16 protein-coding genes are annotated in these 22155 nt (G+C 50.0%); 8 read left to right on the forward strand and 8 right to left on the reverse strand.

Annotation, left to right across the window (positions count from 1 at the left end; genetic code table 11):
- Position 1 precedes the first annotated feature (1 nt).
- On the reverse strand, positions 2–1900 hold the full coding sequence (locus D328_RS0120955) for a hypothetical protein (protein WP_018887003.1): 1899 nt from the start codon (positions 1898–1900) through the stop codon (positions 2–4).
- Positions 1901–2155: 255 nt separating this feature from the next.
- A complete protein-coding gene (locus D328_RS29520) occupies positions 2156–4141 on the reverse strand; it encodes a heparinase II/III family protein (RefSeq protein WP_018887004.1) in 1986 nt (661 codons plus the stop codon).
- 417 nt (positions 4142–4558) lie between these two features.
- Between D328_RS29520 and D328_RS0120965 the strand changes: the two genes are divergently transcribed.
- The 5 genes from D328_RS0120965 (at position 4559) to D328_RS0120985 (ending at position 11592) form a co-directional block, all read left to right on the forward strand.
- Positions 4559–5512, forward strand: a complete 954-nt coding sequence (locus tag D328_RS0120965) for a carbohydrate ABC transporter permease (RefSeq protein WP_018887005.1) — start codon at positions 4559–4561, stop codon at positions 5510–5512.
- A gap of 27 nt (positions 5513–5539) precedes the next feature.
- Positions 5540–6379 carry a carbohydrate ABC transporter permease gene (locus tag D328_RS0120970; protein WP_018887006.1) on the forward strand — a complete coding sequence of 280 codons (840 nt, stop codon included), beginning with the start codon at positions 5540–5542 and terminating at the stop codon, positions 6377–6379.
- Positions 6380–6603: 224 nt separating this feature from the next.
- Positions 6604–7944 (forward strand): ABC transporter substrate-binding protein, encoded by a 1341-nt coding sequence (locus D328_RS0120975; RefSeq protein WP_018887007.1) that lies wholly within the window; start codon positions 6604–6606, stop codon positions 7942–7944.
- A gap of 281 nt (positions 7945–8225) precedes the next feature.
- On the forward strand, positions 8226–10016 hold the full coding sequence (locus D328_RS0120980) for a sensor histidine kinase (protein WP_018887008.1): 1791 nt from the start codon (positions 8226–8228) through the stop codon (positions 10014–10016).
- Positions 9994–11592 carry a helix-turn-helix domain-containing protein gene (locus D328_RS0120985; RefSeq protein ID WP_018887009.1) on the forward strand — a complete coding sequence of 533 codons (1599 nt, stop codon included), beginning with the start codon at positions 9994–9996 and terminating at the stop codon, positions 11590–11592. Before D328_RS0120980 ends, D328_RS0120985 begins: the two co-directional genes overlap by 23 nt.
- Positions 11593–11597: 5 nt before the next feature.
- Here D328_RS0120985 and D328_RS0120990 read toward each other — a convergent pair whose 3' ends face one another.
- Together D328_RS0120990 and D328_RS0120995 are read right to left on the reverse strand one after the other, a co-directional pair.
- On the reverse strand, positions 11598–13016 hold the full coding sequence (locus D328_RS0120990) for an FAD/NAD(P)-binding protein (RefSeq protein WP_018887010.1): 1419 nt from the start codon (positions 13014–13016) through the stop codon (positions 11598–11600).
- Positions 13017–13406: 390 nt separating this feature from the next.
- Positions 13407–14456 (reverse strand): chymotrypsin family serine protease, encoded by a 1050-nt coding sequence (locus D328_RS0120995; RefSeq protein WP_018887011.1) that lies wholly within the window; start codon positions 14454–14456, stop codon positions 13407–13409.
- Between the two features lie 216 nt (positions 14457–14672).
- Between D328_RS0120995 and D328_RS0121000 the strand changes: the two genes are divergently transcribed.
- The 3 genes from D328_RS0121000 (at position 14673) to hxlB (ending at position 16514) form a co-directional block, all read left to right on the forward strand.
- A complete protein-coding gene (locus tag D328_RS0121000; RefSeq protein ID WP_018887012.1) occupies positions 14673–15005 on the forward strand; it encodes a winged helix-turn-helix transcriptional regulator in 333 nt (110 codons plus the stop codon).
- Positions 15006–15316: 311 nt separating this feature from the next.
- A complete protein-coding gene (hxlA, locus tag D328_RS0121005; protein WP_018887013.1) occupies positions 15317–15952 on the forward strand; it encodes a 3-hexulose-6-phosphate synthase in 636 nt (211 codons plus the stop codon).
- 4 nt (positions 15953–15956) lie between these two features.
- Complete coding sequence (gene hxlB / locus D328_RS0121010) at positions 15957–16514, forward strand: 6-phospho-3-hexuloisomerase (protein WP_018887014.1); 558 nt, start codon at positions 15957–15959, stop codon at positions 16512–16514.
- A 210-nt stretch (positions 16515–16724) separates the two neighbouring features.
- Here the strand turns inward: hxlB and D328_RS0121015 are convergent, their stop codons facing one another.
- The 4 genes from D328_RS0121015 to D328_RS0121030 form a co-directional block, all read right to left on the reverse strand.
- Positions 16725–17510: a methyl-accepting chemotaxis protein gene (locus D328_RS0121015; protein WP_051091184.1), complete on the reverse strand. Its 786-nt coding sequence runs from the start codon at positions 17508–17510 to the stop codon at positions 16725–16727.
- 448 nt (positions 17511–17958) lie between these two features.
- A complete protein-coding gene (locus D328_RS0121020) occupies positions 17959–19875 on the reverse strand; it encodes a beta-glucoside-specific PTS transporter subunit IIABC (RefSeq protein WP_018887016.1) in 1917 nt (638 codons plus the stop codon).
- 163 nt (positions 19876–20038) lie between these two features.
- A complete protein-coding gene (gene licT / locus D328_RS0121025) occupies positions 20039–20878 on the reverse strand; it encodes a BglG family transcription antiterminator LicT (protein ID WP_018887017.1) in 840 nt (279 codons plus the stop codon).
- A 177-nt stretch (positions 20879–21055) separates the two neighbouring features.
- Positions 21056–22144 carry an SPFH domain-containing protein gene (locus D328_RS0121030; RefSeq protein WP_018887018.1) on the reverse strand — a complete coding sequence of 363 codons (1089 nt, stop codon included), beginning with the start codon at positions 22142–22144 and terminating at the stop codon, positions 21056–21058.
- Between the last annotated feature and the right edge of the window lie 11 nt (positions 22145–22155).

Genomic DNA, 22155 nt, shown 5'->3' on the forward strand with positions numbered 1-22155 from the left:
ATCAACTCGTAGCGTTCTCAGCCAGCTCGATCTGGAAGCTAATCTCGCGTCCACTCGCTTCGATGCGCGCCCATCTGAGCAATCCGTTTCGGCAGGCTACAGTCTCCGTCTGAAGCTCTACCACCGCATTAGGGGTATCGCTTGTCACCGTCACCGCTGCACCTCTGAACTCATTGACAAGTGTCTGGCCTTCCAGACAAATATGGCTATACTCCTGTCCGTCGAAATACATTAACGGTATGATGGCCCCGATAGCTTCAACTTCTCCACTCACTTCATAGGTCACGGTAATGCGTCCCGGCTCCTGTCTGTAGCGGGTCTGTACCTCGGATACGCCCTTGAATGGACCGCTCCAGGAGAGCTCCAGCTCACTGAACTGCTCACCAGCTGCTTCATGCTTCACTTGAACGGCGCCCCCACCGTCCGCGGGATCAATACCCACGTCCCGATCGAACGGGCTGGAGCCTTCCAGACCCTCTGCCAGACTGTGCCACTGTCCATCCAAGGTGCGCCATGCTGGGGCGTAGCTGATCGGAAGAATATCTCCCTCCCCGTATTCAGTGAAGCCGCTATCCTTATGTCCCGGTGCAGCCGGACCGATCAGCTCAGGAAGCTGCTGATGCTGGATGCGGACGATACCCGGAATATGATAGGGATCATTGAGCGAGGTCTGGATGACCATCTGCTGCCCTGGCACCGCAGCCAGGATCGTCTGGAACCAGCCATCCCCGACGAGCACGCGGCTGCCAAGCTCTGCAGGTATAGGCCGCTCCGGCACATCCACGCCGTCATGCAGGATCGTGTAAGCCAAGGCCGCGGTCGTCCATAGGTTATAACAGGTGTGATTGCTGTACACTTCGAAGCCATGCCGCGCCTCTGGTTCGTAATAGTTGCGGACGATGCGCAAATTACCCTCAGGTGTAACCCAGCGTCCAATGGCATCCCAGCATAATGCGGCGGCTCTGCGGAAGGCTCCTGCCAAGGCCACATCCCCCGCTTCGTAGGCAGCTTGAGCCGATGTCGTGAAGGTGAAGGCCGCCGCTGCTTCATTCCATTGGTGTTGACCGCTTCTTCCCCGCGGCGGGATCATGCCTTGTGGTGACAGCATAAGCAGTGAGCTGAAGGCTCCGCGGGCCAGATGCTTCTCCAGCTCCCCGAGACACTCCCCATGATAGCCGGCTCTCAGCATCGTACCAAGATGGTATCTCGTCGCAGCATCATAGGAGAAGGGGCTGTTCGGAAGATTAAGCGGACCATCCTGGTACAGTCCAAGTGCCGTGAAGCGCGGCAAGTGGTAATTACGCAGATAGGTATCCATCCAGCCTGCCTCAGATGCCATTCCTTCCAGATAGCGAACATATTCGCCGGAGATCATAATGGCGTTCCAATTAATCATCCGATTCGGATTCTTCATATGGCTCATGGTGAACCGATAGTACTCCTCTGGCTGAATCTGCTGCAGTTGCTCATGCCAATGAGCTGCACGATCAGGCAGCCGTGTCTTGAGCAGTCGGTAAGCCCCCATAATCATGACTGGAAAGAAATCCGGGTGCTCATCCGGAGCCGTGCGAGTCACCACACTCTGGATGCTGCTCTCCAGTGCCGAGGCTGCGGATTCCAGCAGCTCTGTTCTCCCCTCATTCACGAGCACGGCTGCGGCAAGTGCATAACAAGGGGTGGAGTAGTATCGCTCCTGATCCGAATAGGGGTCAATAACAGCCCCATGCTGATCCTGATGCTGCTTATAGGCGTTAACCAAGCCTTCGAGTAATGCCAGCTTGCGCTGGCGATCCCAGCCACTGGCTACAGACTCCTCAGCCGAGGATAGTGCTGCGAGGTATTCCTGCGCCTGGACTGACCATGGGTAATCCTCCCGGGTAACTTCTGTCACATGCTTCATCGTCATAACCGCTCCTTCGTCAGCTTTTTAATGCTTTGCATGGCAACATGCAAAGGGTGGTGAACTTTATCTGTTTGCATAAGAGTGAATGCTTATCTATTTGTCAGTTCTGTTTGTCTTCACTATTTGCATTGTTGAAATATTCATTGGCAATACATAAGGGTTCAAGCTGACGAGTCTGGGTCCAAGCTGATCATCATGCACCAATCATGCACCAATCGCCAGGTCCAGGCTCAATCATCCGCTGCAAATCGCTCAAATCGCCCGAATCGTCACATTCATCTCCCAAGTCTCAACCATCGGATGCCCTGATATTGCCGGGTCAGCAGGCTCACTTACTCCACTCCTTGTTATGGCAGTAACGTAGAAGGTAAAGGGATGCCCGTCATGGTCCAGATGCGCTACCGGGGTAACCTCCACCTTGGATTGCTCTCCATCATAAGTGAGTTCAACCTCTGCCTTGCTTCCTGTCCAGCATATGCTGCTAGCAGTCACTTCAGGCCGATGACAGCTAATGAATCGCTCTTCTACCTCCAGCGGTGCCGCAGAACCTGTATACGTGAATACATCCCGAATCGTCAGTGAGGCCATTGCAGGGGGATGTTGCATCCCAAACGCTGTATGTGAGGTGTATTTTTCCAACTTGGTCAGGGCATCATCATTTCCGTTCGCTCCCGTAAGCACATCTCCCGAATCGGCACGATCTCCACGCCTCGTGTCAGGCTCCGCACATTGCCAATCCAGAGAGCGGTTGTACGACTGCAGCCCCTCCACCTCGTATGCTCCCGTCAGATCCAGTGCGATAGAGCTACTGTCAGGTGCATACTGCACATTCAGAACGATGCTGGCTGCCTGCCTGCCCGAGTGCTGGACCTGTCCGTTGATGATGGGCACAGAATGATAACGGGACGATATATTCACAATCTCATCACGCTGGTCTGAGAAGTACGCCTTCGTGTACACCCCCGCTCCAAGGTCGCACAGGATATTCTCTCCTCCAGCATGCACGGTCACATGGCCCAGATCGTTATGATTGTGCGGCTCGTCGTTGTGTCCCCCTTTGACGGCCAGACCTGCAGTCAATCTCTCGCCTTGCGAATTCTCCAAGATACCTCTTGTAATAAGCCAGGCCAGCTCCGGCAAGTAATGGCTCTCTGTAGCCTGTGCCCGTCCCAGAGCCTCTTCCTTCGTCCACAGCAGGTTACGTGAGACGTGACACCATCTGTAGCAAGGGTCCTCGCCAAAAGCCGGAACCGTGAGCGGGAGCGAATAACGATGCTGTATCCGTACAGATAGTCTGGAGAGCAACCCTGAAGGAAGAGGCTCGATCTCGCCACTATCCGAGAAGTTCGCGGATACACCGTCAGCAAAGTGAATACGCTCAGGGAACAAGGCAATCTCAGCAATCTTTGGTTGGCTTAATAGATCCAGCCTGCCATCGGTATATTCATATAACAGGTCACCGAAGTACACATAATAGCCGAACCCGTATACCCAATACCCCAGCCCTTCAGCACATCCGCCATCATTACCGTATCCGCTTACAAAGCAGGCCATTGATCCACACACTCTGTTCAATATCCGCTCTAGCCTGTCTCGATCCTGCACGAGCAGCAATGCGGCAATGCCCGCAGCTCCTGCGCAGACGGCTGCCCAGTTATGTGTCGCCTGCTCCCAGTGAAACGGGACTGGGCCCTCGAAGGCTGGACGCAGCACCCTCCGATCCACCTCATAGCGAATTCTTCGAACAAGCTCAGGACTTAGCTTATCCCCCAGCCAGACCGCAATCTCGGCCAACGCCTGTGCTGTCTCTGCAGCCATCAGATCCACCGTCGTGCTAACACTGCTAATATCCTGGGTGGATGATATATGTGCTGGAAGGCTCCAGGTGAATTCCTCACAGATGTCCCATAGCATATCCTCCAGCGGTGCGATCAGCTCTTCACTATTCTCCAACAAGCTGCTCAATGCCAGACTCGCCAGACGGCGTCTCCGTTCGAAATAAGCCTCCTGATAGTTCGTCCGGTCACCCGTCTCGGCGAATAGCCGATACAGGGAGTAGGTCAGGCGAGGTGGCACGCTGTGGGCATCCTGATGAGCCATTTCCCTGACTTCGTTCGTTAGTGCTTGCAATACATCCGCTCTGCCTATCATCTCCCAGCGCTCTCTGTTCTTCATGACAGGGAACGAAGCGGGAGGTCCATCCTGCAGGGCCTGACGTATCTCGGCAGACGTGAACATGCATTCTTCCTCCTTAATCTTGAGGTTATGCCCCCATTATACTCGGCTTGTTCTTGCAGCAGATGGAACATATTTTTCTTTTCACAAAGCTTTTTGACTTATCTATAGAAGCTATCGCGTTCATTGCCATAAAAGCTACCGATGTACACCGTCTTCTGAGCATGATTAGACCTTGATTTCTTGGCTCAAATGGGTCTACATCAAGCATTCTTCTATTCCTGCGGCGCACAGACGCGCACAATAATTCCAAAACTGAAAAATATATTTCATGTATGGACACCCCTCCCTGCCTACAATGTGGAGTATAGAGCAAGCGCTGAGCTGTCCCTGGCACAACATATTGGGACCAGGCACAGACGCTGCAGCGCAGATGCGTAATGAACTCATTTGCTAAATTCTATAGAGAGAGGGATGACTATGAAAGGGAATCGCAACACGGCCGTGGCAGAAACACAACAGACCGGATGGCGCAAGACAAAGGTCCGTTCAGCTGGTCAAAACGGCAAAGAAACACTCATGGGATATCTATTTGTCGGTCCGATGCTGGCTGGCTTATTCGTATTCACACTCATTCCGATTCTGGCTACAATCGTTCTGAGCTTGACGGACTGGAACTTCGTCGCCGGATTGGACAGGATCAAATTCGTGGGTCTGGACAACTTTATTAAATTAACGAAGGACCCGTTGTTCATTCAATCCTTAGTTAATAACCTACTGCTCCTGATCGTCATTCCGGTCACGATGATTGTCTCGCTGGTGCTGGCCGTCGTGCTGAACAAGCAGGTATTCCTGAAAGGGATGTTCAAGGTCATCTTCTTCATGCCTTACATCTCCAGCGTAGTAGCTGTAGCTATCGTGTATCAAGTGTTGTTCCACCCTTCCTATGGACCAGTGAACCAGTTCCTGATGTCCCTTGGAATGAGCAGCCCACCGAAATGGCTCGCTGACCCGAACTTTGCCTTGATCTCGGTCATGATGATTAACGTATGGACTAGTATCGGATTCTACATGATCCTCTATCTGGCAGGACTGCAGAACATTCCAAAGGACCTGTATGAGTCCGCTGATATTGATGGGGCCAATGCTTTCCACAAATTCAGATTCATTACGGTTCCTATGCTGTCACCAACATCATTCTTCCTGCTGGTAACTGGTGTCATCTCTACATTCCGGATCTTCGATCTGATCAAGGTCCTCACCGAGGGCGGACCAGCCGGCTCCACCTCTGTAATGGTGTATTATCTCTACGACACGGCATTCGTGAATCTGAAGACCGGATATGCTTCATCCATGGGGATTGTCCTGCTGCTCATGGTACTGGCGATTACGGGTATTCAATGGGTCGCACAGAAGAAATGGGTCAATTACTAATGAGGCTCCAAGGGAGGGAACATGTCTATGCTACAATCGATTAAAGGGCAGTCCGGCAAGCTGATCATGACCGTGATTATGCTGATTATCGGGATCATATTCCTGCTGCCATTCATCTGGATGCTGTCCACATCCTTCAAGATCGAAGCCGATGTCTTCAAATATCCAATCGAATGGATTCCGACGACCTGGAATGCCCTGCAGAACTATTCGCAGGTATGGGCCGGGAACTATCCGTTTGCCTTATACTATTGGAATACCGTTAAGGTAACCTTATTAACAGTTCTAATCTCTGTAACAGTATCCAGTATGGCGGCCTATGGCTTCTCCAAAATCCAGTTCCGTGGGCGAGAGTTTCTTTTCCTGATCGTCTTGGCCACCTACATGGTTCCAGGGCAAGCTATTCTCGTGCCGCAGTTCATTCTGTACCGCTGGCTTGGCCTGTTCGACAGCCATTTGGGACTCATCATGCTGGGTAGCTTCAGTGTTATGGGGACGTTCATGCTGCGTCAGTTCTTCCTGGGGATTAATCAGGAGTTCATCGAAGCGGCCAAGATCGACGGTGCGGGTCATATCCGAATCTTCGCACAGATCGCGTTCCCGCTCGTTCGTCCATCCATTGCAACCTATGCAATCTTGCGCTTTATCTGGACGTGGAATGACTATCAGAATCCACTGATCTTCCTACGCTCCGATCATTTGTATACGCTCCAACTGGGTATCAACAAATTTGCCGACGCCTACGGACAGTATTACTCACTGATCATGGCGGGAGCGGTATCTGCTATCATTCCGCTGCTCATTATATTTATCATCGGGCAAAAACAGGTTATTGAAGGCATCGCAGTCGGCGGCGTTAAGGGATAATATCGATGCACTGGACATGCGCAAGATAACTGTTAAAGGATACTCCTAACAGAAACACTTCATAAAGTAATGACAACTTTAACATCGAATAACGCACATGAAGTCAAAATATTTTGCTTTTCAAAAAGATAGTTGCATGTCGCATGTCAGTGCAAATGATAGGATGATCAATGTAAGCGTTTCATCCATTATAAAGAAAGCATACACACAGGGAGGTTATATCCATGAAAAAACGGCGCTCTGTCTCCATCAGCCTTTGCGCGGTGCTGCTTCTCTCTCTATTACTGACTGCCTGCGGAGGCTCTGCGAATGAGCAAAGCTCCTCTGGTTCCGGTGAGAGTGGCAATGAACAAGTCACAATCAAGTTTTTCCACTGGTACGATGACAAAATCGAGGGCTTCGACAAGCTTATTGCTGAATTCGAGAAGCAACATCCGAATATTAAAGTAGAATCCGTCGTAGGTGTTCTGAATGACGCCAACGAGACGATGAAGAAGATTGACCTTGCGATCGCCTCTGGCGAAGAGCTGGACGTTATGATTATGAATAACCCAACTGCTTATGCTCAGCGTGCTGCGATTGACGTATTGGAGCCGCTCGATGAGTATCTGGAGAAGGACGGCCAGACATTCAACGATGAATATCAAGTGGACACGGCCATTGATGGCAAGCACTATGCCTTCCCTGGTAAAGTCAATCAATACTTCGTCATGCTGAACAAAGACCAATTGGATGCAGCAGGCCTACCTGTACCGACCGAATGGACTTGGGATGAGTATCTCGACTATGCACAGAAGCTGACCAAGGGTGAAGGCCCTTCCAAGCAATACGGTACCTATTTCCACACATGGGTAGACTACTCCATGCTGCCACTGATGGGTCAACTGGAGAACAACAACGTAATCAAGTCTGACGGTACACCGAATGTAGACAACGACCTGTTCCGCCAAGGGCTCGCGATTCGTGATCGTGCTGCCAAGGAAGGCTCCGCTGTACCCTATGAGGATACTATTAGCCAGAAGCTGCACTATCGGAATGTATTCATGAACGGTCAAGCTAGCATGCTGATGATCGGTTCCTGGATGATTACAGAAGCAGCCGGTAACGGACCGATCAAGCAGAACTTCAAGACAGCCTTCGCTCCTTATCCGACAGCTAAAGCTGGCGATCCGATTGCAAGTAAGGCAGATGGTGATTTTGTAACTGTATATGCTAAATCCAAGCACAAGCAAGAAGCCTACACCTTCGCAAAATGGTTCACTACAGAAGGTATGGAGCTGCAAGGTAAATACCTGAACGGCTGGGCTAAATCGGACTCCCAGGCTCTGATTGACAAGATGACCTCTGGTCCTGATGCAGAGAAGCTGATCGACAAGGAATCCCTGCTGCATGTGCTTGATGCCACAAAGCTTGCTAAGATGTACATCTCCGTACCTTATCAAGAAGAGCTGGATAAAGCCCTGATGAACGAAATGGAGAAAATGCTGCTGGGTGCTCAGGATCTGGATACGGCCGTCACCAATGCGCAGACCAACATTAAGAACCTGATTAGCGCGAATCAATAGCGCACTACATCTTCATAGATTCATCCCACGGATTAGGACCCGCTTATGCGGTGTCCTAATTCCTTGCATTTAGCCAATATTCCATTCTGACCTCTCAAGTACAGTGCCATGAACGCAGGATTGCCTACAGACTTGATGCCGAAGTGCTCTGCATCGTAATTCACACGCGGAATATCAGCCTTCTATGACCCCTTACAAAAAATTTGGGGTGCATGCCTTTTGGAAGCGCTTTATAATAAAAATAGGAAATGATGCCGAACTACCTGAAGAGGATGAATGATATGCTTCGATATATTCGCAACTCCAAGCTGAGACACCAGATTATTTTGACCTCCTTAATATGCCTGATTATTCCCTTTGGGTTTGTCGTCTATATCAGCGGTATGTTCACCAACAATCTGATCAAGGAGCAGGCTGTGACGAATGCCTCTGAATCGCTCAAGCTCGTCAAGCTGCAGCTTCAGAACACCATACAGGGTCTGTTCAGCATTGCCAATCATCTGGAGTTCGACAGCAGCATCACCCCTTTTTTGAAGAGCGGCAATTACAAGGATACCTTCTATCGCGGCACCTATAATGTTACCGAACGGATCAACTCGCTGACGCATGACAAGGATGGGGTATTCGTGACCGTGCTCACGCCAGATCAACGCTTCTATACCAATTACCTGCTCATGAACCAGTTCACTCCTCTCCAATTCATGGAGGAGCCGTGGTTCAAGACGATGGACCAGTTGCCTGCCTATCAGAACAAGTGGTTGGGTATTCAGCCCAACTATGTAGAGAATCAACAGGAGCGTAATCCTCAGGTCATTACCTTCGTGCGCACGCTCCGTACATCGGGCACACGACCCTACGCGTACCTCGTCGTCAGCATTTCGGAGAAACGGATCTCTGAGCTCTTCGAAGCCTACAAGGAGCAGACGATTCTACTCGTAGATGACCACGGTCGAATTCTGGCCGGACAAGAGGGTGTGGGTGAGACCTTCCCTCATCTTAATGCTATGAATGAGCACAGTGCCAAGGAATCACCTGTGATCTCCATTGATGGTGTCTCCTATCTGTATGCCATGGAGAAGATGCCCTATGAGAACTGGTCGATCGTCAGTCTTATTCCTTATGATGACGCGGTGTCCAAAGCGAACCGGATTTACTGGATTAATTTCCTGTGGCAGGTTGGGTTCATGGTCCTGTTCGTCACAATTCTGATTTATCTGCTGCGCCAGTTCACCAAGCCGCTTGTCGCGTTAAGTCGGGTTGCTGCCAGTATCGAAGCGGACCGCCTTTCCGTGCGCTCGGGTATTCGCGGGGAGAATGAGGTAGGCATGCTGGCCAAATCCTTTGATAAAATGCTGGACCGGGTAGAAGGAATGGTAGAGGAAATCACGACAGAGCAAGAGAACAAGCGCAAGGCTGAGCTATCCATGCTACAAGCCCAGATTCACCCGCATTTTTTGTTCAATATTCTCAATTCGATCCGTATGAAAATATGGCTGAGAGGCGATCGGGAGAGCGCCGATCTGCTTAGCTCCCTGTCCAGGCTACTGCGCATGACGATCCAACGCCAGGACCGTATGGTACGACTCGATGAAGAGATCAGCATCAGTGTGGAATACATGGTGCTCATGCAGGTAACGCTGCGTGAACCATTCCACTACGAGACGGAGCTCGCTCCCGAGACGCTGGACGTCATGATGCCACGCTTTGTACTCCAGCCCATTATTGAGAATGCGCTCATCCATGGATTGGAGAAGGGTAGCGGCACAATCTGCATTACATCGGAAATACAAGAAGACCTCCTCATCGTCACTGTCTCAGACGACGGTCAGGGCATTCCTCCTGATCAGCTGGAGGAGCTGAACCGGAATCTCAGGATGGATACCAACACGCTCTCCGCGCAGCGTCAGGGCATGTCAGGGATCGGCATGAACAATGTGTACCACCGTCTGCAGCTTATCTATGGCAAGGACAGTGATATGAGAATTGATAGCTCACCGGGGGAAGGGACATGCGTCCAACTCTACATTCCCTGGAAAGGATGGGATACGTATGATGAAAGCACTGCTGGCTGATGATCATTACCCTGTGTTGGAATTCCTGCAGCACTCGATTCCGTGGAAGGAGCTTGGAATTGAGATCATTGGCCTTTGCCACAATGGTAGCGAAGCTCTGGAATGCTGCGAGCAGACGCTGCCAGACATTCTCGTTACGGATATCGGCATGCCCAAGGTAGATGGATTGGCGCTCATTCGTCAGCTGAAGGAACGAAATCCTAAGCTGCAGACGATCATTCTCTCCTGCCACGATGAATTCCAGTACGCACAGCAAGCCGTATCCATCGGGGTGACCGCCTATATACTTAAGGAATCCATGCAGCCTGAGGAGATTACGACACAACTGCGCAATATCGTGGACAAATTGCAAGGGGAACTGACCGAGCAGCAAAAGAAGCTACAGATGCAACGGATCGTACACGAGACTCATTCCTTGTACAAAGCCGAATTCATGCGCAAATCCCTGCATAATCCCGTGATTAACGAGGCAGGATGGACGCGTGAGCTGCAGGAGCTGGGCGTTCATATCCATACGACACCTTACATGCCTGTGCTGTTATATCCTAACAACGCCCACTTGCTACAAAGACGGTTCCAGAATGGCACTCTCATGGGCTATGCTTTCGATAATGTCATTGAAGAGCTGATCGACCGCGCAGGGATCGGCGTGAGCTTCCAGTTCAGCCAGCAGGAGACGCTGCTGCTATTTCCTTTCCCGAAGACGATCAAGCAGAACCAGTACGAGGTCGTACGTGGGCATCTAACCTCACTGTTGAGTGCATTTCAGCGGCTGCACATCCGGATGTCGGCTGCCATGTCCGAGCCCTTCTCTTCCCCGGCAGAGCTGCGTAAGGGGATGCAGGAGCTACTAGTTACAGACAATCAACGTTTCTATGCAGCAGAGGGAAGCATCTACAAGCGTACAAATTTTACAACCTCGAGCGAGGATATCTTTAGTAGCTACCAGCAGGCGCTGGATGATATCAAGCAGGTCATTGCTGTACAGGATCGGGATCGCTGCAGCGGTATCGTTCGGGAATGGACACAGTACATTCGGGACGGACGCTTCCAGGTCGATGCCGTGCGAGCCTTCCTGCTCAAGCTGTTGATGGATATCGAGGTCAAGTACAGCTCTCTTCTGCACTTCCACGGTCATTCTGCTGAGACGCTGCACAAGAAGCTCCTCCAGTTCAATACGCTGGAGGAGCTGCAGGAATTCATTGACGGATATGTACGCGACAAGATTACTCTGGCAGAATCCATTGCCCAGCAATCCAAGCGTCCTGTCATCCATGAAGCTCAGAAGTACGTCTCGGCACGGCTGCATGAGAAAATTAGCATGGAGGACGTTGCGAGACATCTCGGCATGAACCCAAGCCATTTTAGCAGAATCTATAAGAGCGAGACCGGCGAGACCTTCATTGAATATGTGACACGCATCAAGATGGAGCAGGCCAAGGAAGCCTTCGAGCAGTCAGACATTACGACACAGCAGGTAGCTCAATCACTGGGCTATGACAATACCAGCTACTTCATCAAGCTGTTCCGCACGCATACGGGGTACTCCCCCAAGGAATACCGATTTGGTCGCTAGCTAGGCTATGCTCTTATTGGCCATGCTCCGGTGAACTCAGGCTCGCTATATGCGAAGAAATCAGCCAGAATCTCCTCCCGATCATCCAGGAAGAGCTGATCCGTCACGGCGCCGACCAGCTTGGGGATCGCAAAGCGCATGCCTGACAAAGCCGAGGCCGATAAGCCGCAGCTGATCAGCGCCGAATAGTTGAAGCTGAACAGACCATGTAGCCTGTCTTCCCCTTCCGGGGTTCGGCTGATGAAGGCAAAGCCCTGACTCAGATATGGGTGCAGATCCAATAGCGGGTTCGCTACCTCCTCTGGAGCCGTGTATCGGTCACCCCAGCGTGTAATAACTGGCTCCACACTTCTCAGCTCAGGGCGCAGTGCCGGGTCCGTCAGAAGTCCTGTGCTGATGATCAGATAATCAAATGAATCCACTCCCTTCGGTGTGGTAATACGCACCCCAGCGTCGGTCTGTTCCACAGCTTCCCAAGGCGCACCAAGATGCAGGTGGAAGCCTGGCCAGGAGGATGCACGTTCGAAGGTATCATTCGTCGGGGGCTGATTATGCCTGAAGAAGTGTGACATTACTGCATACTTGTCAGCATCTCCAAGTGCAGCGTAACGCTCGATCATCCCGGACAGCTCCATCTGGCGGATAGGATTGATCCGTGGCAGCTCCCCGCGCCGTACGAACACATGAGCCTCAGCCACACCCTCGCCAAGCGCATAGTTGGCATTATCGAACGCAGAGGCTCCGCCACCAAGTACAGCAATTTTCTTACCCCGCAGCGAATTGAAATCTATAGGCTGTGAGGTGTGGGCATACAGCTCGGAAGAGAGCTGCTCCTTGATCATAGACGGGATGTGCCACTCTCCTCCGCCTTGTATGCCATTAGCCAGAATAACCTTGCGAGTCAGCAGCGTCTCGGCGGGAGCACCAGCACCGTCTACATGTAGACGATGAAGCCCACGTTCGATCGGTTCAATCCAGGTCAGCCTGACCTCGTTGCGTACAGGTAGCTGGAGCACCTGACGATACCAACGCAGATAGCTCATCCAGTGCTGTCGCGGAATTTTGTCCAGCATCTCCCAGCCCTGAGTGCCCGTCTGAGCCTCCCACCATGCGCGGAAGGTCAGAGAAGGAATCCCGAGGTCGATCGAGGTGATATGCTTCGGTGTACGAAGCGTCATCATGCGGGCATAGGTCTCCCACGGTCCCTCCTGCCCCTCTGGATTGTCATCAATGACCAGAATATTCGCCACACGCTCTCGCAGCAGTCCAAAAGCGATGCCCAATCCGCTCTGACCACCACCCACTACAATAACATCGTAGACGTGCCCTTCCGGATGGCGATGCTCACGTACCCAATTTGCCCCACGGTAGGCCAGGTATCCAAGGTCTGTCCGCACACGCTCATTTAACGCCTCCACACTCATTTACTCCGCCCCCATCAGTAGCTTCATGTTCTAACCCAGCATTCAATGTCAGATAACATGTCAGAGTTATCACGATTTTTATACATCATGTTATATTCTCTACTATGGATTAGCAATCTGCTGGAAGCTGAATTGTATGTTGTACCAAAATAGAGTAGCGAAATTATTCATTATCCCTACTCACACAATAATACGGTCACATTTATTACATTATTATCGCACTACCTCATATCCCACGAATTCTTTACGCTATTACTTCATATCCCACCACTTCTTTACCTCTTTACTTCTTTGCGCTATTACTTTTTGACTCATTACCTCATACGCTATTACTTCATGACCTCTCTAAAATGATCTCTCTAAACATTTGCTTGATGACCGGTCCACACCTCAGAGCTTAAAAGGTCGGGTCATGCACAAACCCTGGATTTCCTTCTGGCTAAGCTGCCTGGCATAGGCGGGATTTCCCTTTGTATGGATGCACTTGACCCTCGCTGCTCCCTTCCCTGCTGGTCTCGCTACCTGCATCCGAAAGGCTCGCATGAACCAACTCACCGGGTAGGCAATGGACAGCTTGCCATCATCTGTGCCCGCATAATTCACAGCAGCGGCATAGTGACCCCGGCAGGTCAGCCAGACCGAACCCGAGTCTCCCGGCAGAGAGACAGCACACTTCCCCGCGATAATGGTCTGATCCTGGAAGGTAATGGTGCCGAGCCCTTCGCCATAGCTGACCTGCACATCGGTATGGACAGAGTCGACCCTTCCAGATACCCTTCCCGTAGTACGCCCTACCTTCACGAGGCGATCTCCGACTCGGTAAGATGTTACATAGCCTGGCAAGGTACCTACTGTCGCATATCTTGGGTCCAGAAGCTTGCTGCAAAAGGGCTTCGACAATGCGGCATCCATATAATTTTTAGCGCGACGCTTCAATCTGATGATACGGTACAGCCTTCCAATCTGGTCTCTTCTGCTCCGCCCACCATCTGCGCCTCCAGGCTGGATTGTTGCCACACAGCGACGTGAATTCACAGGATCGGTTAGTACATGATTATTGCTGAGCAAATACCGATGCTCCTTGTCCGCTACAGGCACAACGATCAGTCCTGCGGTCCCGGAGCCATCAACCGTCCCCACGCTATAGCCTGCTGGAACTGGACGTATTCGGCTTCGATAGCAGACATGCGCATTCAGTCTCGCGGCCTGAACCACCCGCACAGCATGACCTGACTTCTCCTGCTTCAATACCGTCGGCCCGAGGCTCATCCCGAGTGAAGAGTAAGATACTCCTTTATGTGTATAAATAATGACAGCCGCTCCCTTGCTTGGCCGCGTGGGATCTGCATATCCGACCCCCACGGCCTGCACCAGGACATTCTTCAATAATCTCGGGGCTAATCTTGTCTTCAACGCGAGTGCCTCTGCAAATGTCGCCAATCAGCTCACCCATTCTTATATTTGGACTCAGCATTTTACTGCTTAAATTGGTGGTAGTTATTTGATTGCGGCTGACTCAGATTCCCATTCAGGCAAAATGCTCAAAACAGCATATTGGTCTAGCCAGAGAAATGCGTGGGCTCATGACTTGTTTTGCAGAACCTCGTACAGTCCGATACAATGAATGCAATAAGACAGGACGAAGGAGTAATGAGGATGGGAGATCAACAATTCAAAAGTGCGGTTGAACTAACGCTAAAGGTCATCGGTGGAAAATGGAAGCCCGTTATTTTGTGCCATCTGACAGATGGCACAAAGCGCTTTGGCGAGCTGCGCCGTGATATGCCGGGAATAACCCAGAAAATGCTGACCCAGCAGCTAAGGGAGCTGGAGGATGACGGAATTATCCATCGCAAGGTATACTCTCAGGTCCCGCCCAAAGTAGAATATTCATTAACCGAATATGGCTCAAGTGTACGCGATCTGCTGGATGTCATGGCCGTGTGGGGAAGCCGTCATCAGCAGCATCTGGAGCATGCTCAGCCCTGAAGTACGTATAGCTTGAAGCTTACAGCTTTGAGGCAAGTCAGCTCAGCAGTCCTCCTGAATGGATGGCCTGCTTTTTTTGCGTTCACAGCATTGTGATATGAGACCTGGTAGCCTCTGAAGGAGCACAAACTTACGGCTTCACGGGATATTCCAGCTCTCCATAGTTTCTTTTTGGTGACTACGTTACAAAATAGTGCGTACTTTCTTTATCACGGCTATGAACTTAAAATAATGTCCAAGCCGGTCAGGACTGCATTGGTCGCTGGCAGAACGGTAAACCTATAGTACAAATAATGAAGGAGTGGACAAATATGAAATTGCAATTGGCTCTGGATCTGGTAGATATCCCACAAGGCATCGCTTTGATTCGAGAGGTTGAATCCTATATTGACGTCGTTGAGATTGGTACGCCAGTCATTATTAATGAAGGCCTGCACGCGGTGAAGGCTGTGAAGGAAGCATTCCCTGAAATGACTGTTCTCGCTGATCTGAAGGTCATGGACGCAGGTGGCTATGAGGTCATGAAGGCTTCTGAGGCAGGTGCTGGCATCGTTACCATTCTTGCTGCAGCTGAGGATGCGACTATTAAGGGTGCAGTTGAGGAAGCGCGTAAGCGTGGCGTAGAAATTCTGGTGGACATGATCGGTATTAAAAACCTGGAGCAACGTGCACGCGAAGTGGATGCACTCGGCGTCGATTATATCTGTGTTCATACCGGCTATGATTTGCAAGCTGAGGGTGAGAGCCCATTTGAAGGCCTGAAGACGGTGAAAAAGGCTGTTAGCCAAGCCAAGACCGCTGTAGCTGGCGGCATTAAAGAGCACACCTTGCAAGAGGTCATTGCAGCCAAGCCAGACCTCGTCATTGTTGGCGGTGGCATTACAGGTGTAGAGGACAAAGCAGCGGTAGCAAGCCGCATGCAGCAGCTGGTCCGCCAAGAGGCATAAGAGTATGCAGACACATGAGTATTTGGCACACATTATCTCCGAACTGGAGACCGCTCCCGGGCTCCTGAAGGATGGAGCAGCCGAGCCCTTGGTAGAGGCCTTGCTGGGTGCCAAGCGAATCTTCTGTGCCGGGGCAGGTCGCTCCGGCTTCATGATGCGCTCACTGGCCATGCGACTCATGCATGCTGGTCAGCAAGCCTATGTCGTCGGAGAGACAACGACACCAGGAATCGGAGCGGGTGATCTCCTCCTGATTGGCTCCGGGTCAGGCGAGACGGCAGGCCTGGCTGCTATGGCGAACAAGGCCAAGGCACTCGGTGCCTCCGTTGCGCTCCTGACGACCGCTCCCAATTCACGAATTGGTGAGATGGCGGATATAGCCATCCAGCTGCCAGGAGCACCCAAGGATAATAACGACAGTAGCAGTGTAACCATCCAGCCTATGGGCTCACTTTTTGAGCAATCCCTGTTGCTATGCGGAGATGCACTTATCCTTCGGATTATGGAGCGCACCCAGCAGACCGGACAACGCATGTATGGCATGCATGCCAATCTGGAATAGGCAGAGCAAACTTTCCAGCTCCAAAACATAGAGCCCCACTCCCTATCATAGAAATATGGCTCAGGCAGATTACTTTGTCTCAAAGTGTCCAGCCTGCAGCTCATAGCTCATATCCGGGGATGTGGGGCTCTTCTATCTTTGTCACTATCTTTTTCTACGCTGATCCATTTACCACTTACTCACTTACCAACTCTACAATTCCTCTAAGGCTTACACCTGATAGGAGGTCAGATTATTGGCTACCTGCTGCAACGCTTCACTGCTCTTGTGCATGCGTTCGGTAATGTCTATAAAGGAAGATACCATCTTGGCTTGCTCCTGTGATGAGGTTACGACCTGTTCCAGCTCTTTCTCCATCTGACGGATCGACTCCTGCACATCACGCAGTGCACCCTCAATATCGACAGTTGCTTTCTTGGATTCTACAGATAGCTTGCGTACCTCCTGAGCAACGATACCGAAGCCTGCACCCGCTTCTCCTACTCGTGCTGCTTCAATCGCCGCATTCAGGCCAAGCAGGTTCGTTTGCTCAGAGATTTCCTTGATGAACTCGGCTACTTTATTAATTTTTGCGGAATTCTGCACCGCCTGCTGCGTATTCTGCAGAATCTGCTCGCTAGTCGCCTGCAGCTCCTCGGAATGTGCGGCTACCTGCTGCACCATCTCAACCAAGTTCTCTGTGCTCTCACGGTTATTAGTAATGACCTTATCCAGCTCATTCTGCATAGTGACGTTATAGCTGACAGCGAAGGCAGCAACAACCTCATTATTATCGTCAAAGATCGGGATATTGATCATATCGAGCGGTACGCCGAACAGATCCGCAGGAAGATGCACCAATGTAGCTTCTCGTCCATTCTTGAGAGACGCAAAGTTCTCAAATCCTGGAGCCATAGGATCGCCTACATTGAAACCCAGACTTATCCCCTCCGATTCAAAGTAACCTAGAACATGAGTCCGGTCAAAAACAGTAATGGTGACTTCTTCACGCATCATAGATTTGAAATAAGGGATTGACTTCAGTATAGCTTCAACAATTTCCACGGGGGATAACCTACCTTTCGCTCATTACCTAAATGATTATTGTCATCTCAATGAGTAATTTCATATTCTTTGCATAAAGATTGTATAAGATATATTGTCGGTAATTGTCGAAGAAAAAGTTACATGTTTTGCAGAAAACATAGCAAAAAATTTTATCGTGCTCAATAATCTGATTTTATCTGCTTTTGTAGAGCCGTTCCTCATGCTGTGGAGATGGCTGAAGATGGCTATAGATGGGTGCAGATGGTACTGTAGATGATATAGATAGGTGCCGCATGACACTTCATCCTGCTATGTATCGTTATAGCCAAAGAGCAACCTCTTCCCGAGGCTGCCCTTTGACGAATCATGTTGTTGGTTTGATGCGATCTATCTGACATCCTCTATTCAACGTACGGAATTATCCCATAACCGTAAGGAGCTTATCCTTTTCTTTTACCGCAGTCGCCTCAACACCTACTACATCGAGGTAGTTGGAGGTATTTGCCACAATAATCGGTGTTACGGTCTCATACCCCTCTTGCTTGATCGCCTCCAGATCGAATTCCACCAGAAGGTCTCCCACTTGAACACGATCGCCATCTTTTACGTGGGCTGTGAAATGCTTACCCTTCAGTTGAACCGTATCCTGACCAATATGGATCAGCATTTCCACACCATCATCACTAACCAGACCAATCGCATGCTTGGTACGGTATACAGTTTGTACAACCCCGTTCACAGGGGATACTACTCTACCGCTCGTTGGACGAATCGCAATCCCCTTGCCCATATGCTCACCAGCAAAGGTAATATCATCAATGGATTTCAGATCTACAACTTCACCTTCCATCGGGCTGTAGATGTCATGACGTACATTCGGATTAGGCTCCAGCTCTTTGGATTCCTGTGCAGGAGCTGCAGTCGTCTCAGCCGAGTCCTTGAAGCCCACTACATAAGTCAGTACCAGACCCAGTACGAAGGCAATCCCTGCACCAATGATTCCATAGTACATATTAGAAGTAATACCTGTTGCTTGACTTACAAAGGATGGGATCTGGAAAATTCCAAGTCCACCGAGCATATAGTTCTTAACGCCCATCAGTCCAAGGAAGCCACCTGCGACAGCGCCTGCGATACAGCTCATAATAAACGGCTTTTTCAACGGCAGTGTCACACCATAAATGGCTGGCTCTGTAACACCGAAGAGACCCGAGATGAATGCAGGTACACTGAGTGTCTTCAGCTTGGAATTTCTAGTTCTAATCATTACAGCTACTACAGCACCGATTTGAGCAAAAGATGGCACAAATATCATGGCAAGCAACGGATCTTCTCCAAATTGAGAAATATTCAGGAGCATGACCGGGATGAGCCCCCAATGTAAACCAAATATTACGAGAATCTGCCACAATCCGCCTACCAGCAATCCTGTAATTGTCGGGCTGAGGTTATAAATGCCTACTGCGCCAGCACCGATCAATTGGCTGAGCCAAGTGGATATTGGGCCAATCACCATAAACGTAATTGGAACTACAATCAGTACACTAAAGAATGGAACCAGGAATGTTCTTACGACACCTGGAATGATGCGTCTCAGCACCCCTTCGACCTTCGTTGCGAAGTACGTCGCAATGATAATCGGTACAACCGTCGATGAATAATCCATCAGAATGACTGGAATACCCAAGAACGTAACATGAATCGGCGATTCAATGATTGTGCCCTGGAACAGCGTGTACAGCGGATCTCCAGCTCTCAGCCCCGCCAGTGTCGGATAGACCATGGAGGCCCCGATCGCCATACCCAGGAATGGATTACCGCCGAATTTCTTAATCGCGGTGTAACCCAAGAAGATCGGGAAGAAGTAGAACAAGCAATCCCCTGCCGCATTTAACAGCTGATACGTCCCTGAGGTCTGTTCAATCCAGCCGAAGGAGCTGAACATGGCATTGAAACCCTTAATCATCCCTGTTGCAGCCAGTAGACCCAGCAATGGCGTGAACACGCCAGAGATAATATCAATGAAACGGCTGAGCAGACTGCCCTTAGGGCCCTCTTCCTTCTCCGCCTCTACCTGGCCCTCAGCACGAAGTCCACTTACCTTAATTAGCGCATTGTACACATCAGGTACCTCATTACCGATAACGACCTGATATTGGCCACCACTTTGCATAACCGTAATGACACCTGGCAACGCCTTGAGCTCTTCTGTCTTGGCAATGCTCTCATCCTTCAGCTTGAAACGAAGCCGTGTCACACAGTGGAATACACTGTTTACGTTCTCTTTGCCCCCGACTCGGGACAGGACATCTTTCGCCAATTGATCGTATTTCATTGGAATGTCTCCCTCTTTTTTTGTTTGTAGTATTACCTTGAGCTTCAAAAAAACCTGAGCCACTGGTCTGAAGCAACAGAACCGGAATATCCGAGTCTGACTCCATACCAGCAACCCAGGTTTTGCCTTCATAAGTTACAACCCTGTTCGCTAGTTACAAGCATTATTCTTCTGTGTTATAGGCCATTCTTTCGATATGAATGGTCAGATACATCATCTCTTCATCCGTTAGTTGATACGTGTAGTTGTTCTCGATGAATTTTCTAATCTTCTGCGTGCATTTATAGGCCTCGGGGTATTTCTTCTGAATCATTTTGAACAATTCATCGTCGTTGTTGCTCTTGTAATGATTCCCTTTAACCAAGCGCTGGGCAAAGAACTTCAAATGTGTGACGAACCGATAAAAATTCAGCGAGTTCTCATTCAAATCCGTCTTAAAATGATATTTGATGATCGTCAATATCTCCTGCATGACCTGTGTCATGCTGCGAATATTGGGCATCTCCTCATTCAAGGCTGCATTGACGAGGTGAAGTGCCAGGAATCCGGCCTCATCCTCTGGAAGAATAACGCCAAAGCGGTCACATATAATGTTCAACGCCTCAAGCCCAATCTCGTACTCCTCCTTATACAGTTGCTTGGTCTCCCAGATCAGGGCATTCTTAATCGGCAGGTTATTCTTATACCGCTCAATTGCGAAATAAATGTGATCCGTGAGGTGCAGGTAGATGCTGTCATTCAGCTTCTTTCCTAGCTTAAGCTTGGCGTACGCGATGATATCTTCCGACACTTTCATGTATTCAATCGGTATACTGGAGATCAGCGTCTTGAAATGCTCCTGTATATCTTCGTTCTGTAAAGTAAATATCTTATCAATGTGCTCTTCAGAGACGACATCACCAGGGCGCTTCTGGAAGGCGATGCCGCGGCCAATCACGATCATTTCCTGGTTGTCCTTGAGGGCCACGATTGCATTATTGTTAAGCACTTTCTCGATCTTCACCTTATCCACTCCAATATACAGAAATCGCTCCAGTATATAGAAAAAGGCAGAACCCTACCTTTCCCAAGATAGTCGGTTTTGCCTGATTCAACAGTTACAACCCGCAAACTGTATACGCTTACTTATAATGTACATCATAGTCCATGTCTGCAGGATTAGCAAGTAAAAAATTCACAGTTACGAACTTAATTTATGTCCACAATTAGGACAAAAGTTCGCTCCCTCGTTTTTTGTACCACAATTGGGGCAAAAGTTCGGTCGTTTTGCACCCTCTCCGCTTGAAGCAGAACCTGACGTCTGACCGCTCGTAGGACCTCCGGACTGCTGTCCACCTTGCTGCTGTGGACCCGATTGTGAGCTGCCTTGGTGCTGATTACCCTGCTGTTGGTTGGCTTGCTGTGAGTTAGCTTGCTGCTGGCCCTGTTGATTCATATTCTTCAGCATTTCGCTAGCCATGTTCATCCCCATCATCATTCCAGCCATATCCGCAGCGGCGCCCCCACCCTGAATCTTCCCGGAGGCCATACCATCCGTCATAGATATTTGCTGGTATTTCTGCACATTGCCCACCATCTCGTGTGAGGCCGTCTTCGTAATCATATCCTGTATTTCCTTCGGATAGTTGAAGCTCATCACATGAAAGCCTGTAATGGTTATGCCATTATCCATAACCTCCATATCGAGGTCTTCACGTATTCCCCGGGCAATATCCGAAGCGTTAGCCTGCAGGTTGAACATATCCTTCCCTTCTCGGCTAATCCACTTCATTAGCAGCTGGTCTAACACCGACGTGATACGCAGCTTCACATCATCTACCAGATAACTGCTTCGTACACCGGCAATCTTGTCAATGAGCGTGACATAATCGCTTACCTTGAAGTTAAAGGTTCCATTTGCCCGAATCGGCATTCCGCCTGGAAGCTGCGCAGTTGGGATCAGCACTGGGTTCTGCGTACCCCACTTTACGGTGAACTCCTTCGTATTGACGAAGAGCACCTCGACCCTCATCCCGCTGTTAAAGCCGAATTTGAAGCCTTTGAGCGTTGACAGAAAAGGAATAATCTCCGACTCGATGTTGAACTCTCCGTCATCCTCAAATACGCCCTCAATCCTGCCGTTATTAATGAAGATAGCATCCTGACCCGGTCGGATGATCAGTTTGCTCCCTTTCTTGATCTCTCGATTGCTCCATTTCCAGAAGATCATATCATCTCTGAATTCTTCCCATTCCACTACATTCGCAAACTGATTTCTAAAAAATCCCACAATTCTCCACC

This window comes from Paenibacillus massiliensis 2301065 = DSM 16942, from assembly GCF_000377505.1.
Lineage (GTDB): Bacteria > Bacillota > Bacilli > Paenibacillales > Paenibacillaceae > Paenibacillus > Paenibacillus massiliensis.